The 16,012-nt window shown below is 63.3% G+C and carries 12 protein-coding genes; 4 read left to right on the top strand and 8 right to left on the bottom strand.

The window, feature by feature from the left end; genetic code table 11:
- Positions 1 to 86: 86 nt before the first annotated feature.
- From P9250_RS21925 to P9250_RS21895, 7 genes are all read right to left on the bottom strand, one after another.
- Positions 87 to 1,157, bottom strand: a complete 1,071-nt coding sequence (locus tag P9250_RS21925; protein WP_250463572.1) for a fimbrial protein — start codon at positions 1,155 to 1,157, stop codon at positions 87 to 89.
- A gap of 39 nt (positions 1,158 to 1,196) precedes the next feature.
- Complete coding sequence (locus tag P9250_RS21920; RefSeq protein WP_310395150.1) at positions 1,197 to 1,733, bottom strand: fimbrial protein; 537 nt, start codon at positions 1,731 to 1,733, stop codon at positions 1,197 to 1,199.
- 73 nt (positions 1,734 to 1,806) lie between these two features.
- Positions 1,807 to 4,503, bottom strand: coding sequence for a fimbria/pilus outer membrane usher protein (locus tag P9250_RS21915; protein WP_310395148.1), 2,697 nt, complete (start codon positions 4,501 to 4,503; stop codon positions 1,807 to 1,809).
- Between the two features lie 216 nt (positions 4,504 to 4,719).
- Positions 4,720 to 5,463, bottom strand: a complete 744-nt coding sequence (locus P9250_RS21910; protein WP_310395146.1) for a fimbria/pilus periplasmic chaperone — start codon at positions 5,461 to 5,463, stop codon at positions 4,720 to 4,722.
- Between the two features lie 99 nt (positions 5,464 to 5,562).
- On the bottom strand, positions 5,563 to 6,111 hold the full coding sequence (locus P9250_RS21905) for a fimbrial protein (protein WP_310395144.1): 549 nt from the start codon (positions 6,109 to 6,111) through the stop codon (positions 5,563 to 5,565).
- A gap of 355 nt (positions 6,112 to 6,466) precedes the next feature.
- On the bottom strand, positions 6,467 to 10,657 hold the full coding sequence (locus P9250_RS21900) for a translocation/assembly module TamB domain-containing protein (RefSeq protein ID WP_310395142.1): 4,191 nt from the start codon (positions 10,655 to 10,657) through the stop codon (positions 6,467 to 6,469).
- A 15-nt stretch (positions 10,658 to 10,672) separates the two neighbouring features.
- Positions 10,673 to 12,415 (bottom strand): autotransporter assembly complex protein TamA, encoded by a 1,743-nt coding sequence (locus P9250_RS21895; RefSeq protein ID WP_409014971.1) that lies wholly within the window; start codon positions 12,413 to 12,415, stop codon positions 10,673 to 10,675.
- Positions 12,416 to 12,902: 487 nt separating this feature from the next.
- On the opposite strand from P9250_RS21895, the gene P9250_RS21890 reads away from it, so the two are divergent.
- The 4 genes from P9250_RS21890 (at position 12,903) to panD (ending at position 15,301) form a co-directional block, all read left to right on the top strand.
- On the top strand, positions 12,903 to 13,091 hold the full coding sequence (locus P9250_RS21890) for a DUF3460 family protein (RefSeq protein WP_244827978.1): 189 nt from the start codon (positions 12,903 to 12,905) through the stop codon (positions 13,089 to 13,091).
- 116 nt (positions 13,092 to 13,207) lie between these two features.
- Positions 13,208 to 13,993: a ScpA family protein gene (locus P9250_RS21885; protein WP_244827977.1), complete on the top strand. Its 786-nt coding sequence runs from the start codon at positions 13,208 to 13,210 to the stop codon at positions 13,991 to 13,993.
- A 66-nt stretch (positions 13,994 to 14,059) separates the two neighbouring features.
- Positions 14,060 to 14,893 (top strand): pantoate--beta-alanine ligase, encoded by an 834-nt coding sequence (panC, locus tag P9250_RS21880; protein WP_310395139.1) that lies wholly within the window; start codon positions 14,060 to 14,062, stop codon positions 14,891 to 14,893.
- 21 nt (positions 14,894 to 14,914) lie between these two features.
- Positions 14,915 to 15,301 carry an aspartate 1-decarboxylase gene (gene panD / locus P9250_RS21875; RefSeq protein ID WP_244827277.1) on the top strand — a complete coding sequence of 129 codons (387 nt, stop codon included), beginning with the start codon at positions 14,915 to 14,917 and terminating at the stop codon, positions 15,299 to 15,301.
- Positions 15,302 to 15,352: 51 nt separating this feature from the next.
- Here panD and P9250_RS21870 read toward each other — a convergent pair whose 3' ends face one another.
- A complete protein-coding gene (locus P9250_RS21870; protein WP_244827276.1) occupies positions 15,353 to 15,979 on the bottom strand; it encodes a ParA family protein in 627 nt (208 codons plus the stop codon).
- Positions 15,980 to 16,012: the final 33 nt, after the last annotated feature.

Below are 16,012 nucleotides of genomic sequence, written 5' to 3'. Positions count from 1 at the left end.
TCGAAACAGGAACGCCCCTCTTGAGGGGCGTTTTTTTCGGACGTCTGTCCGTGGCAAGCAACCTGAGCAGCGCTGTCCGGCGATGCCTATTGATAGGTCATGGTGAGGATCATCGACGTGTTCGCCGGTCCGGGCGTCACGGTACCGGTTCGATAGTAACGCGCCTTCATCGGGATGACATAGCTGCCACCCGTGGAACTGTTATAGCCGGAGAATGCTTTCGTCGTGCTCAGCGGAAACACCGCGCCGGAGCCATCCAGTAGCTGCACGCCCACGCCCGTGGCCGACGACGAGCCATTGAGCGCCACGACGGATTGCGAACTGTTAAGCACACTGGTCGTGGGATCGATTTCATACAGGACGCCATTCATCCCCGAGGGACAATTGTTGAGGCTGATGTTGAACGGGACCGCCGCGGTAGTCGCACCGACAGACGCCATCTCCACCGGAAAATGGGTGCCGAGCGGCACCGGCACATCGGGGGTCTGGCAGGTAAGCGGGACGACCGTCACCGCCGGGACGATCAGATAAAAAGGCGTGGTGCCCGGGCTGTCCGGGACAAAATTGATCATGGAGCTTGAGCTCGCCAGCGTCTGCGCGCCCAGCACACCCGCCGCGCTCACAACGCCTGTCTTCACGAGCGCAACTGCCCAACGCCCATAGTTTTTGAGGTTGGAACCAGTGGCGGTACAGGTCCAGCCCACGTAGGGCGGCCGCACGGAGGGCGACACCTCGTCGAGCCAATCCGCGCCGCCACACGAACTCGGCTCGCCGTCGAACGCGATGGCCATGCCAACTCCGGGCACATTGGTCTGCAAGACCGTATAGGACGCGAGACCTGGACCCGGTGTGCTCGCAATCGTCACGCTGCTTTTCGGCCATGCGACATTCAACTTCGAATACATGCCGGAACCGGATGTCGTCGACATGGTGCACACGTAGTTGACCATCGACGTGATGCTCCAGGGCGCCAGAATGGCGCCCACCGGCAAGTCGCGCGGCACCGAAATCGTCGCGGGGAGAATGGCCTGCACACTCTGACCTCCGCCCGTGCAAGCGTCGGCCCATGCGTCCTGCATGCCGCCTGTCAAAACCAGCGCGCTCGACAATATGATCCAAGCATATCGTCGCAGCCGGGCAAATCCGATGCCTTTCATATCGCTATTCCGTCAAAGGGTGTCGAAGTCACGCGCGCGTCAGTTGTAGGTGAAGTTGACCGTCGCCGAGGTCGTCACCGTGCCCGCTGTCATCGTTCCAAGACGATAGAACTGCGCCACCATCGGAATGGTCATGGCGTTGGTCGCGTCCACTTGGCCCCGATTGGAGGTGTTGCCAAGCGTGACGACCGTACCGGCGGTCCCGCCCGCACTGCTCGCCTGCAGCAGTTGCACGCCGGTCTGCGTCGCGGTGCCGGTGTTCTTGAGCACACTCGGAACGGTGTCGGACTGGCCCGATACGGCCATCGATACCGTGGTGCCCGGCGTGCAGTTGGTCAGCTTCAGGATGAACGCCGTGGGATTCATCGTCGATCCCACGCTCGGAAAGTCGAGGATATTGGCGCTGCCCAGATTGATCGTCTGATTCGCCGAAGCGGTGTCCACCGTGCAGGACGGGGGCACGATGGTGCCGGTGAAGTTGAGCGTGGCATCCGCTCCGAATGCCGAACCTGTCGCGGTGACGGCGATGGTGACGGCGAGATTAGCCAGAAGTGATCCAAGTGTGCGCATAGTCATTCAAACGTGTTCGTGTTGCCGCCGCTCGTGCGGGTCTTTGTCGATTGCAGATTCATGTCGTGGAGATATCGGCTTAGTTGCAGGCTGCATCCGCGAAGGCAGTCGATGCCGCCCGGCTCCCGTCGGCTTCGGGCAACGCGTAATGCACCTTGCAACTCTGATCGGCCGCCGAGCCCCAACGGGCGATCAGATCGCCACTCGCGGCCTTGCTATACAACATCGCGCGGCTGCCCTGCGTCACGGCGCCAACGGATTCGCCGCTCGCATCCAGCACGTCCGCGCCGAACGGCACCGGCTCGCCGTTCAGACGACGCAAGCGCATGACGATTGCGCGGCCTCGGTCTTCGGTATCGAACTTCACGAGCGACACCGCGCCGGCCGTTGGTGCAAAGTACTGCTCGGTGGTCTTGAGCTGCACGCCCATCGGCAAGCCCTTGGTGTCGATCTCCACCGCGTTCTGCGAATACGGCTGCATGCCCGCCACGGCCGCGCGGCCGGCGCCGTTCAGACGCACGCCGGGCGAACTGGCAATGCGCGCTCCGGCGGCATCGTTCGCCTCGACTATCGCCAACGTGTCGCCGCTTTGCGGTGACAACACCAGACCGCCCCCGTACGCGACCACGGAACCGGACGCACCCGCGCCTGCCTGCGTGTATCCGTTGGCGCGGCCAACATTCGCGCGCAACTGCGCCACAGGCGAGAAATAGCCGACGTTGGCGCTAAGGCTGTCGCTGTGGCTGCCGGAATCACCCGATGTGTGGCCCGCGCTCACGCCGTAGTTCATCTCATAGTCCTTGCCGAGCGTGCCCGTGAAGGTTTCCTGAATCTGGTTCGTGTTGTCGCGCGAGTCGTGCGAGAAGCTCGTCGTCGAATTGGCGATGTTCGTGCCCAGATCGAGGGGAACGCTCAGCGTGAGCATCACGCGGTTGTCCCAGTTCGCGGTTGACGTGTCGAGTTCGCGCGAAGCCGAAACCCCCACGCCGACGCGCCCGACGTTCGTGTTGTAGCCGACCTGGAACGCGGTATCGTTGCCATGCTTGTTCCAGTAGTTCTGCGTGTAGCCCGATGCGTAAATGGAGCCCCACTTGTCGAGGTTCTGGTTGAGCGTGAGCTGCAAGCGACCTTTCTGGATGCCGTTGCTCATGAACGCGGTGCCCTTCGATTCGAGGTCGCGCAGGTTCATGGCGTCGCGGAACCCGAGGAAGCCGCTCGTCGAATAGCGGTACGCCGCGAGCGTGACGTCGGTGTTCGTCGGCGTGAAGCTGCGCGAGAACGAAAGGCGAAGACTCTGTCCGCTCCGGCTGCCGGATTTCGGCAGATTCGCATTGGCTTGCGTCGCGTCGAAGGCGAATGCACCGACCGACGTGTTGAGCGACGCGCCGAGCGCCGCCGAAATGTAGTCTTCGGCGACGATCGAGCCGCCATACAGCGTGACCAGGTTGTTCACGCCGTGCTGCACACCGGCCTGCACGACATACGGATGGCCCGATTCGCTCGAATTGCGATACTGGCCCGCTGCCACGTTCAAGCGCCAACGCCCCTCGCGCAGCGAATTCACGGGCGCGGCATACGGCACGGATGCAACGTGCTGGCTGCCGTCCGCTTCGGTGACGATCACCTGCAGGTCGCCGCCGTAGCCGGTCGGGTAGAGATCGTTGATCTCGAAAGGACCCGGCGCGACCGTCGTCTCGTAGATGAGATTGCCGTTTTGCTTGACCTGAACGTTCGCGTTGGTATTGGCGATTCCCCGCACGATCGGCGCATAGCCGCGCTGCGATTCGGGGTACATGCGGTCGTCGGTTGCGAGCTGCACGCCGCGCACGCCGAACGAATCGAAGATCGAGCCGTCGGTGTAGGAGTCGCCGAGCGTCAACTGGCTCTTGAGCGGAATCAGCGAGCGCTGCACATTCGTCTGCAGGCTCTGTGCATGCGTGCCGCCAAACGACGATGTCGTGACGTTGCCGTTGTAGCGAAAACGCCAGGCGTCGAAGTTGAGACCCGCCGTCACGCCCAGATAACCCTGAGTGTTCGACACGCCGCCGCCATTCGAGCGATACACGTTGGCGTTGTACTGCAAGGTCGCGGCTGGCACGCCTTCGTCCCACAGCTTCGGATCGACCCAGCCGCGCGCGTTGCGGCTCATCATCGCTTGCGGCACGCTCACGTCGAGGCGCTGTTCGCCCATGTCGAAGGTGGCCGTCGCCTGCGGGATCAGGTCCGGCAGCGCCACGCCGCCCGTGCCGTTCGCGGCGTCGAGTTGCGCTAACGCGGAATCGGGCAGGCGCATGGTATCGACGCCCGCGCGCGCGAGCAGATCGCGATCAAAGACCGGGACCGCGCGATGGTCCGGCGCGCCGACATTGCGCAATGTGATGGCGGTCATACCGAGCCACACGCCGTTCACGTACAGTGCGGCGCGGTAATTGCCGGCCAGTGCGATGTTGCCCTTGTCGAAGCGGCTGACGTCCATGACCGCCGCGCCCGCGAAGCGCAGGAAGCCCGGGTCGAACTCCACGGACTCGGGCGCGGCCGATGCGGCCGATGCCGTCGAGGTCGATGCCGTCGATGCCGTCGATGCAACCGCACCACTCGATGCAGCCTTGACATCGGACGAGGTCTGAGCCTGATCCGGCCGCACCCCGGACGATGACGAAGTGTCCATGCGAGCCAGCGTGTTCGCATCGGCCCTGGCATGCGCCGCGGCGAAGGCGAGCATCACGGCGACGCTGGTCCGACTCAGCGAGAGAGCGAACCTCGAATTCGATTCCATGCAGCGTTCATTCATATCGAGCCGGATTCGCGGGCAACACCGCTCCCCACCGATGGGAAACATCGGCATCCGGGGCTCGCTGCCTCGCGACGATTAAGTCTTGGTGTACGTGAACGCCAGGCTATTCGCGCCCGGCGTGTGGCCGACCGATGGCGAAGGAATCGACATCCTTCGCGTCGCTCGTGAATCGGTCAGATAGCCCGCATGCAGCGCGTCTCAGTGGATCGCTGCCTCGTGCTTCGTGGGACCGCCGTAGTCGTTCAAGGTCGTGAACGAGACCTGGCCGTTCGCGGTCGCCTTACCGGACAGTGGCAGCGTGAGCTCGCCACCCGGTGGCACCATGCCGCCTTCATCGAATCGGGCGGCATGTTCGCCTTCGCCCACATGAGCGTCGATGATCGTCACGTGATAAGGCGTCGGATTCGAAACCACGAGCGCGGACTTGCCACCTTGCGACGACAGCCGCCATGTGAGCTTGCCCGGTGCGTCGTCGGCGCTGCCCGGCAGACCTTGCGGGCGAAAGAAAAACTTCAGGCGCGAGCGGAACGCGAGCTGGACGTAGTTCGCGCCGGCCTGAGCTTCGGTTGGCTTCGGCGGCACTTCCAGCATGTTGAACCAGAGCAGGGTTTCGCGATCTTTCGGCAGCGCTTCGCCGGTATACGCGATACGGACGGTCTGCGCCTTGCCCGGATCGATACGCGCAAACGGCGGCGTGAGCACAAATGGAAGATCGATCTGAGCCGGATCGACCTTGGGATCGCCCTTGTCGAGCCACACCTGCGTCAAGGCCGGCGATTTTCCCGCGTTGGACAGCTTAAGCGTCACTTCACTATCCGTGGCGTTGTACACCACGCGCGTGCCCGCGACGACGACGGACGCATTGGCTGCAAACGGCAGGATCGCAACGAGAGCGAGCACACCCGCTGTCACTGCGCTAAAAACGACTTTTCGGAGACTCATGACATTCAACAAAATTTGCGGTGACGCGATGACTCGACCCGCGCGCCGTGCAAGGGTTGAACGAAGACGCCGCGAGGGCGTCCTCGTTTGCGAATCGATTTACTGATAGACCATCGAGTAGGTCACCTGGCTCGTCACCGTGCCCGCGGTTGCGGCGCCCATCGGCGAGCTGTACTGCGCTGCGTATTGCAGGCTTGCGCTGCCGCTCGTGATCGCAACGTCTTGCGACTGCTGTGCGCCGTCGGCCTTGCTCACGTCGATGGCTTGTGCCGAGCCGTTGTAGTCCAGCAACTGGACTTCGACGTTGGTCGCCGTGCCGTTGTTCTTCAGGTTGCCGTCGGCCAGCGTGTTCGCGCCGTATTCCCAGAACGTGTGCACGTTGCCCGTAGCCGGCGTGCAGTTGGACAGCGCAATGTTGAAACCGGTGGCGCCCGCGGAAGAGCCGGCGTCCGTCAGTTCCGCTGCGGCAAGCGCCGGCAGCGTCACGGTGAAGTTGTTGCCCTGGGCATTGCCGCTTACCGTGCACGTGTTGGCCGTCAGCTCTCCGTTGATAGTCAGCGTGCCACCGTTACCTGCCGGTGCGGCGTGCGCGGCAGCGCCTGCCAGAGACATGGACACCGCGACCAGCGGAAGAATGATCTTCTTCATAATAAGTATTCCTTAGTCGTCACCTGAGTGACTGAGCCCGATTTGAAAATTCGTCAGGTCGAGTCGTGAACAAGCGTATGCATACTCGCTTCCTGACGAGAGGCTGAGTATGCTGACTAGGGCCATGCGAACGATTAGGAACACGCTTAAAACTACAAGTTTCCGACACATTTCGTTGATGTAGCGCATCCATATTGAGAATGTTCTTGCGGGTTTTTGCGCGCCTTGAGAACGACTTAGATCGGAGGCAAGTCTCGGGACCAGAGAAAGAAATTGGTTACGGGCGCGGCGCAAAAGCAAAAAGGGGCACGCGATCGACTCGCATGCCCCTGTCCCCTTACGTCTTCAAAGCGATCTACTCCGTGGTCGACTCCACCTCGGATGCCGCCGCGGCTGACGAAGCCGCCGCCCGCTCCGGCCGCGTGGGCGTCGTCGACGAAAAGAGCCGCATCCACGAATTGAAGCGCCGTGTGTAAGACAGATCGACGCCCTGGAACGTCCCGCCATACGCCGTCACCGACCAGAATCGCGACAGGCTCAGTGTCGCCTTGATCGCGTTGCTGGCGGATTGCAGACCCTGCTCGTAGCCAATCACCAGCCGCTCGTTGATGGCCTTGGCGATCATCACCACTTGCGGATCGGTCAGGCCCACTTCGCTCGAACCGATGGTGAATTCATCCAGCCCGAAGGTCTGCGCAATACGCTTGCCGCCCGTGCTGCCGAGCAACGCGAGTGCGCTCGTCATTGCGCTCTGCTGGCCGACGTTATTGCCCTGATCCGTGCCATGACCGAACAAGAGCCACGAGAGCTTTTCGTTGTCAGGCACGCTCGGTTCGGAAATGAGTTTGGCCACGGGCGCCTGCACCGTGCCCGTCACCTGCACGCCCGCCTCGACTTCCTGATTGCGCCGCATCGCGAGGACATTGATGCCGGGGTTCGCCACCGGTCCGTTGAACGTGAAGAAGCCATTCTCGATGTTGAGCTTGCGCCCGAACGCCGTGTAACTCGAACCCGGCGTCGTTACGCGCACATTGCCGACCGCGCGCAGCGGCATGTTCGGCGCGCTCGTCACACTGATGACGCCGGCAAGCCCGAGATCCGCGCCGGCGCCCTTGAAGCGAAAGCGCTGCCCCAGGTCGATGTCGATATTCGCGCGCGGCGTGAACGGTCCAACCGGTTTTTCCGTTGCGGCGACCGTCTGCTTCGTCGTGTTTTCGCCCTTGATGGTGCCATCGGGACGTTCGATGACCACGTCGTCGCCGAGCGATGGCGCGCCGGATTCCGGCAAGTCGAACAGCGCGTGATCGACGGTGAACTTGCCGTTGATCGCCATGCCGCCCTGCAATCCCGCGTTCGCGATACTCGCGCTGCCCGAAAGCGACAATTGCCGGTCGGGCGAGGCGAACAGTTCCAGCTTGTCGGCGATGATGCTCGCGGTGAGGTCCGGCTGTGCCTGATCGAGCCGCACCTTGCCCGTCGCGCGCAACGTGCCGCTCGCGCCGTGGAACTCCACCTGCTGGAAGTCCACCAGATTCTCCGACAGCGCAATGCGAATGATGCCGTCCTTCAACTGAACGCCCTGATCGACGACCGTCGCCGAAAGATTGTCGCCCGTCAGCGACCCCGACAGATTCGGCTTGGCGACGATCCCCGCGATGCTCAACTTGAGCGCAAGCTTGCCGCCCAGCAGATAGCTCGGGCCGAGCAGCCCGCCGGTGGTGCGCAGTTCGGGGATATTCGCGTTGATCGCGCCGGAGAGCGGCGCTTCGTCGACCACGGTCAGCATGCCGTCGCGATTGGCGAGCGGCGTGTGCGCGTTGGCTTCGATCACGCCGATGCGCGTCGCCTGCGCGCGCAGCGTCGCGTTGAGCGTATTGCCGTTGGAGAAATCGGCGCGCGCCGAGATGTCGTTGATGCCGAGCGCCGAGACGCCACGGGTGCCTTCCACGGTCACATCGCCGCTGCGGCGCTTGAGCTGCGCATAACCCGTCGCCGTGGCGCCGAGCGAGAAGTTCCAGTCGCCATCGAAGACGAGGTCGGTGCGGATCGGCGGCTCCTCGCCCGTCATTTCCTGACGCACGGCCAGAAGCCGCGGCACCGAGAGATTCGTCAACGTGCCGGCCGACTGGATGCGGCCGTGATCGAGCGCGAACGACTTGAGATTGAGCGCCGCGCCTTCCGCGACGAGCCGCGTCGCGCCGAGCACGAGCCTGGCCGGACCGTAGCTCACGGTAAGCGGCTGTTCGAGGTTGACCGACGGCGTGCCCTTGTTGGTGAGCTTCGTGATCGTGCCGTCCCAATGCGGGCCGTCGGCGGCATCGGTGAACTTGCCGTTCGCGCCGAGCGCGAGATTCACCGGCTGCCCCTGAACCTTGCCGGTCGCGGTCACGTCGAGCGTGTGATGCATGCGTGTGCCGTTGAGGTTCGCATCGAGCGTGGCGACTTCGATGCCCGAGGTGCTCGCATCGCGCGCTTTCAGCGTGAAGACGAGCGCGCCGTTCGAGCCATCGCGAATATCCGCGCGACCTTCCGCATGACCGAGGCGGTTCGCGCCGAACACGACGCCATCGGCCTGATAATTCGCAGCCACGTTCGGATGCGCAATCGAGCCGGTCAGATCGCCGTCCGCCTTCACCGTCCCCGCGAGACCGAAGCCGAGGCGCTCGAGTTGCGGCGCATCGACGCGAAAACGCAGCCGGGCGCCGGGCGCGCCGAAACTGCCGTTCAGATCGACATCGTTGCCCGCGACAGACAACTTGGCCGCGCTTGGCAAGAGCCGCATGCCCGCCAGTTGCACCGTGCCTTCGCCGGTGAGCGGCAAGTTGTCGTACATGCTGTCGGCGAGTTTGAAGGTCGCCTTGGTGGTGAGTTCGGGCGCGAGTCTGCCGGATGCGGCCAGCGTGCCGTTCACGCGCGCCTCGATCACGCGCGCGGGCGCGGCGGGCTTCTTCTGCGCGCCTTTCCTGACGGGCGCGGGCTTCGGCTGAAGCAACTGCTGCGTGAGCAGAAGCGGATTGAAGTCGATGAATTTCGCCTTCAGGTCATAGCTCGAATTCGTATCTTTCTTGAGCACACCGTTCGCTTCGACGCGACCCTTGCCGACGGTCAGCTTGACTTCGTCGAGCGCGGTCTGCTTCGGGTCGAGCTTCACCTTGGCTTGCGCGCGGATCGCCGCTTTCGGATCGTTCAGGTCGGCGGTGACGGTTTGCGTATCGCCCGCGAGCACGACGCTGATCGGCCCGGAGAAATCGGTCGGACGCACGCTCGCTTCGATTGCGTTGAGGTCGAGCTTCGCCACCTTGAGGTCGAACTTGCCGTCGCCGCCCTTGAGCGAGCCGCCACCCGTCACGGTCGCGTCTTTCACGAGACGCACGTTGAGATCGGTGATGCTTTGCGCGGAGGCATCGAGCCGCACGTTGGCGTGCGCGTCGATGAGCGGCAGCAGCTTCTTGTCGATGGCGCCCGGCTTCGCGTTGACGATCGACACCGGCCCGCTCACCACGAAGCCCGGCGCGTTCTCGACCGGCTTCACTTCGGCGCTCACGGCGAGGTCGGCGAACGGCGCGCCCGGGCTGAACGCTTGCGGATTGACGTGATCGACATTGACGATGGCAAGCTTGAGCGGCACGTCGCCGAACGGCAGCGCTTCGACATGTGCGCGGCCGTTGAGCTTCATGCCGCTGGCGTCGATATCGGCAATGAGGTCTTCCAGCGAGCCCGATAACCGCGCGCCCACCTGCACCGCTTCGCCGTTTAGCTTGCCCGTGTAGCCGGCATCGCCGGAAAGCGGGAACGGACGCGCGCCGCCGTCGAGTTTCGCGGATGCCGTCACCGCGCCGAACGGCGTGTCGAGCCGCTGCACCGTCGCCTGATGATGCTGCCCGTCGCTGCCGCCGTTAAAGAGCAGGCGCGAGAATTCGGTGGTCGTCGCACCCTGATGCAACCGCAGCTTTTCCACGCTCAGGTCGCGGATGGCAAGCTGGATTGGCAGGCGCAAATCCTTCGGCAGTTCCGTTTTCGTCGACTTTTCTTGCGAAGGCGCGATGCGCGCGTCGATGGTGCCGACATGCAGATAATCGATGGTAAAGCGCAGCGGCTCGCGCGTGAGCGCCCAGCGTCCCGAAACGCTGTCGACCGCTATGTCCGTGCCCTTGCCGTCGGGACTCTTCCAGTGGACATCGCGCAGACTCACGCCGGTGGCGATAGCACCGCCATCGAGCTTGCCGGTCAGCTGACCCTTGAGCAGCGATGTCGCCGCCTGCCACGCGTAACGCGTGCCGCGCTCGGTGTTGAGCACGAACAACACGGTGCCGATGGCAAGCACGACGATCAGAACGATGACCAGTGCGAGCACGCCCAACCAGCGCATGAAACGCCTGAAGCCGCCGCGGCGCGGCTTTTTATCGTCGCCGGAACCGCCGCTGCCGCCGTTATTGCCGCCGCCCGCGTCAGCATCGGACGCAACGACGCCGCCCGCTTCATCCCAACGCGGCTCGTCCTTGCTTCCTTGTGCGCTCGATTCCGTCATGCCCTTGATATCCACCATCGCTCGTGCGCCCGTTCAGAACGCAATGCCGAGCGTCAGATACGGCTTGATGCTCTTGTTCTTGAGCCCGTAGGCCACGTCCACGTTGACCGGCCCGACCGGACTGCGCCAGCGCGCGCCGACGCCCACGCCCGGCTGGAAGACGCGCTCGCTCCAGGTATCCGTCGCCGTGCCGATGTCGAAGAACACCGCGCCGCCCCAATCGTGCGTGAACCAGTGCTGATACTCGCTGCTGCCCGTCACCATGTACTTGGTCGGCAAGATCGATCCCGCCACATTGTTGCCGATACTCAGATAGCTATACCCGCGCACCGAATTCGCGCCGCCCGCGCGAAACAGCAGGGACGCCGGCACGCCGCTCGACGGCCCGCTCGTGAACACGCCGCCGAATTCCGCGCGAAACACGAAGAGATCGTTCTTCGTGATCGGCAGATACTGCAGCGCGTTGGTGTAGAGACGCGCAAAGGTCTGATCGGTCATCAAGCCTTTCACCGCGAAGCTTGCTTCCGCGCGAATGATGTTGCCGCGACGCGGGAACAGCGGATCGTCGACATCGCGGCGCACCCACGTCCACGCGGGCACGAGCGCGCGCGCCGTCGACGGATTCGGCTCGTTCTGCGTGATGCGGTCGTCGTAGAAAGCGAGCGAATACGTCGTGTCGATGTTCTGCGTCGAACGCGAGCGCTGCACGCCCACGCGTCCGCTATAAATCTTCGTGCTCGATACGTCGGTGATGGTGTAGGAGCCGAACACCGCGTTGACCCAGCCGCGCGAATCGGGCGGCATCGCGAGTTGCACGCGGCCGTACTGCTGCGTCTGATCGAGCCGGCCGGAAATGGTGAACGGATAGGCCGCGTTGAACGTATTCAGATAACTGTAGGCGCCCTGCACGTGAAAGCCGGTATCGGTCGCATAACCCACGCCGTAGCGGATGCTGTTGTACGGATATTCGCTCACCTTCAGATGCACCGGCGTTTCGAGCGGCTTGTTGACGTCGTTGTCGGCGTCGATGGCCACGCTCGCGTAATACGGCGTGTTCTGCACCTGGCGTTGCAGTTCGTTCACGCGCGAGACGTCGTAGATCTCGCCCGGATGAATCGGGTTCACGTTGTCGATGATCTTTTCCGGATAGCGCTTCGTGCCGCTGATATCGAGCTTGCCGAATGTGAAGGTCGGACCGCTGTCGAAGGTCACGGAGAGATCGGCGAGGTGCGCGCGCGGATTGATGCGCGCCTGCGAGCGCACGATTTTCGCGCCGAGATAGCGCCGCGACTGGAGCGCTCGCAACGCGGCGTTCTTGGCGTCGTCCCACGCGCCTTGCGAGAACGGATCGCCTTCGTTCACTGAAAACGCGAAACGCGCGGCGTTCTCCTGATTGCGGTCTTCGGTCGTCACCGCGCCCGTGAAATGCAGTTGCACGGAGGCGATCTTCGTTTGCGGACCTGGATCGACGCTGACGGTCACCTTGCGCTTGTCGCCATCGGTCGTCACGTCGGTGCGCACGACCGGCGTGAAATAGCCTTCGGTCGCGACGAGGTCGCGCACGTCCTTCGGCGCGGCGGTGACGAGGAACTGGAATTGGTCGTCGCTGACGTCGTCGCGCTTGGCGAAGCGCGACAGATCGAGATGGTCCTTCAGCAACTTCTTGACGCTGCGCGGCGCGTCGATGTCGATGTCGTACTTGGCGAACGCAGGCCAAGCGGCCGCCAGGAGCGCACATGCCAGGAAGCTGCGCAGTGCAGCCGGCAAGCGCTTCATTCCGGGCGACGTGGACATCGCCATGTGCGGCCGTTTCGGCGGACAGGCGCGCAACGCGCGCAGCGGATCAAACGAACGCCCCGCCAAACGTGACCTCCGGCATCTGGATGAATGAGACTGAAAGATGAACCTCGAACGCGCGGCTGCAATGCGATGAGCCGGTCACGGCGCGCAGGCGCTATTTCACCACAGCTTCGCATGGGAACCGAGCACGGATGTGCAACGGCGGCTTGCGGCGGTGTGGTTTGCCGCGCGCCGTCCGCGGACCGCTGCCGGGCGCGCTGTCGTGCGGCTTTGGACGGTCAGACGCTCGCGGGGTTCCGCGGGTTCCAATAATCGCTTACGTGGCAGCCCCAAGTCCATGCGTTACCGCTTCACGCTTGCTGTAAAATCCCGGAGATCGAACCCAGTGCCGCGCGGCATCGGCGCCAGCAAAGGCTGCCGGGCGCGTCGTCCCTACTCACCGCATCGAGCCAACGGAAAACCGATCATGTACCAGTCGGACATCACCCAGTTCATCAATCAGTTGAAAAGCCAAAAGCCGACGCTCGAAGACGAACAGCGTCGCGGCCGCGCGCTCCTGTGGGACAAGCAGCCGGTCGACCTCGACGAACGCGAACGCCAGCAAAAGGCGCGCGTGAACCAGACGCCATACGTCTACTACCAGAACTTCTGAACGTGAGCACAGCCGGCCGCGAGCCGCAGTCGCCCCGCCGTCAGGCCCCGGACGACTCGCGAGATGAACGGGCCGCCGCGCTCGCCAAGCCTGCGACCGACTCGACGCCCGACACCATCGACGGCGTCGCTTTCGCGCATCTCTACGGCGAGCCGCTCTGGAAGCTGCCAACGGATCTATACATTCCGCCGGACGCGCTCGAAATCTTTCTCGAAGCGTTCGAAGGCCCGCTCGACCTGCTGCTCTACCTCATCCGCAAGCAAAATTTCAACGTGCTCGACATTCCGATGGCGGATGTCACCGCGCAATATCTCGGCTATGTCGATCAGATTCGCGAGTCGAATCTCGAACTCGCGTCGGAATATCTGCTGATGGCGGCCATGCTCATCGAGATCAAGTCGCGCATGCTGCTGCCGGTCAAGAAGGCCGACACCGGCGAGGACGCCGAAGACCCGCGCGCCGAACTCGTGCGCCGCTTGCTGGAATACGAGCAGATGAAGCTCGCCGCGCAACGTATCGACCAGTTGCCGCAACTCGGCCGCGACTTCCTGCGCGCGGACGTCTATATCGAGCAGGCGTCGACGCAACGCTTCCCCGACGTCGACATGAACGACCTGCGCTCCGCCTGGGCCGATGTCATCAAGCGCGCGAAGCTCGTTCAGCATCACCGGATTTCGCGGGAAGAACTCTCGGTGCGCGAGCATATGAGCGTGATCCTGCGGCGCCTGCAGCATGCGCGCTTCATGGAGTTCTCCGAGCTATTCGATCCCACGCGCGGCGTACCGGTAGTCGTGGTGAACTTCATCGCCATGCTGGAGTTGTCGCGCGAATCGCTGATCGAAATCACTCAGGCCGAGCCTTTTGCGCCCATTTACGTGAGACTCGCGTACTCTCCCGCTTAAAAGCATTTTCTCTACCCTTGCCTCGGTGCGGCCTGTTGCTGCCGCCCGCCAGGAGACACCCGCTCGATGAAAGTCATCAGCTCAATTCACGAACTGCGCGATCAGTTGCGCGGTCAGAACCGCACCGCCTTCGTCCCGACGATGGGCAACCTCCACGAAGGCCATCTATCGCTCATGCGGCTTGCGCGCCAGCATGGCGATCCGGTGGTCGCGAGCATCTTCGTGAACCGACTGCAATTCGGGCCGAACGAAGACTTCGACAAATATCCGCGCACGCTGCTGGACGACATCGAAAAGCTGCAGTCGGAAAACGTCTACGTGCTGTTCGCGCCGACCGAAGTGGATATGTATCCGGAGCCGCAGCAGTATCGCGTGCATCCGCCGCATAACCTCGGCGACATTCTCGAAGGCGAATTCCGTCCCGGCTTCTTCACGGGCGTGTGCACGGTCGTGATGAAGCTGATGTCGTGCGTGCAGCCGCGCGTCGCGGTGTTCGGCAAGAAGGATTATCAGCAACTGATGATCGTGCGGCAGATGTGCCACCAGTTCGCGCTGCCCACCGAGATCATCGCCGCCGAAACGGTGCGCGAGGAAAACGGTCTCGCGCTGTCATCGCGCAATCGCTTTCTGTCGGCTGCCGAGCACGCCGAAGCGCCGCAACTCGCGCTGCAGTTGAATCGCGTGCGCGAAGCCGTGCTTTCGGGCGAGAAAGATCTGGCCGCGCTCGAACGCACGGCCATGAGTGCGCTCGCCGAACGCGGCTGGAAGCCCGACTACATCAGCGTGCGCAAGCGCGTCGACCTGCTCGCGCCGGGCGAAGCGGATGCGAGCGCGCCGCTCGTCGTGCTGGCGGCGGCGAAGCTCGGCAACACCCGTCTCATCGACAATCTGGAAATCTGAAGTAAAGGAACCACACGCATCATGCAGCGCACCATGCTCAAATCGAAGATTCACCGCGCGACGGTCACGCATTGCGAGCTTCACTACGAAGGCTCGTGCGCAATCGACGAGGATCTGCTCGAAGCGGCGAATCTGCTGGAGAACGAGCAGATCGACATCTGGAACGTGAACAACGGCGAGCGCCTGACCACCTATGCCATCAAGGGCGAGCGCGGCAGCGGCATGATCTCGCTGAACGGCTCGGCGGCGCGGCGCGCGCAGTTGGGCGACCTCGTGATCATTGCGGCTTTCGCGGCTGTCGACGAAAAAGAGATCGCGGCGGGCTGGAAGCCGGACCTCGTCTTCGTCGATGAAGCGAACCGCATCAAGGGCAACCGCGATCACGTGCCGACGCAGAACTGGACCTGATCGTCCGAGTTCATCCGCGACTTGGCCGGCGCTCCGCAAGGACCGCCGGCCTTATTTTTTGCTGACCCATTCGATGATGGGTTGCCACTGCTCCAGGTCCTTCTCCACGCGGCTTTTGGCGACGTCCCAGATCGTGAGTCCGTGCGCGGCGAGTTGCACGTAGTTTTGCGTGTCGCGTAAAAAGCCGAGCACGGGCAAGTCGAGACTTTCCACGAAACGATGCAGTTGTTCCGCCGAGCGCGTACGCGCGTCCACCCGCATGCCGACGACGCCGACCTGAATCGCGCCCTTTCGCACCGCCTTTTCCTTCGCGAGTTTCGACAGAAAGTCTTGCGTGGCGAGGATGTCGAACATCGACGGTTGCAGCGGCACGATCACCTTGTCGGCAATATCCAGCGCGAGCGCGAGCCGGTTGCCGTGGACTCCGGCGGGCGTATCGACGACGGCTTTTTCCAGGCCCTTGGGCGGCTTGGCGGGCGCGTCGACATCGAGATTCCATTCTTCGATTCTTGGCAGCGTGTCCGGGCGCAGCGAAAGCCACGCGTGCGAGGAGCGCTGCTTGTCCAGATCGGCGAGCGCGACCCACTCGCCGTTTGCCGCGAAACACCCGGCTAGATTGGTTGCGAGCGTGCTTTTCCCGACGCCGCCCTTCGGATTTGCCACCACGATCACGGTCATGAATTGTCCAGAAGATTGTTCGACGCGCTTGAG

The organism is Caballeronia sp. LP006, from assembly GCF_031450995.1.
In the GTDB taxonomy this organism is placed as follows: Bacteria; Pseudomonadota; Gammaproteobacteria; order Burkholderiales; family Burkholderiaceae; genus Caballeronia.
Note: the sequence above shows the minus strand (reverse complement) of the source record. Positions and strands in the feature narration are given on the sequence as shown.

Excerpts from the sequence above, each read along its gene's own strand:
- P9250_RS21925 (WP_250463572.1), bottom strand. The coding sequence starts at position 1,157 with ATGAAAGGCATCGGATTTGCCCGGCTGCGACGATATGCTTGGATCATA.
- P9250_RS21920 (WP_310395150.1), bottom strand. The coding sequence starts at position 1,733 with ATGACTATGCGCACACTTGGATCACTTCTGGCTAATCTCGCCGTCACC.
- P9250_RS21915 (WP_310395148.1), bottom strand. The coding sequence starts at position 4,503 with ATGGAATCGAATTCGAGGTTCGCTCTCTCGCTGAGTCGGACCAGCGTC.
- P9250_RS21910 (WP_310395146.1), bottom strand. The coding sequence starts at position 5,463 with ATGAGTCTCCGAAAAGTCGTTTTTAGCGCAGTGACAGCGGGTGTGCTC.
- P9250_RS21905 (WP_310395144.1), bottom strand. The coding sequence starts at position 6,111 with ATGAAGAAGATCATTCTTCCGCTGGTCGCGGTGTCCATGTCTCTGGCA.
- P9250_RS21900 (WP_310395142.1), bottom strand. The coding sequence starts at position 10,657 with ATGGTGGATATCAAGGGCATGACGGAATCGAGCGCACAAGGAAGCAAG.
- P9250_RS21895 (WP_409014971.1), bottom strand. The coding sequence starts at position 12,415 with ATGAAGCGCTTGCCGGCTGCACTGCGCAGCTTCCTGGCATGTGCGCTC.
- panC (WP_310395139.1), top strand. The coding sequence starts at position 14,060 with ATGAAAGTCATCAGCTCAATTCACGAACTGCGCGATCAGTTGCGCGGT.
- panD (WP_244827277.1), top strand. The coding sequence starts at position 14,915 with ATGCAGCGCACCATGCTCAAATCGAAGATTCACCGCGCGACGGTCACG.
- P9250_RS21870 (WP_244827276.1), bottom strand. The coding sequence starts at position 15,979 with ATGACCGTGATCGTGGTGGCAAATCCGAAGGGCGGCGTCGGGAAAAGC.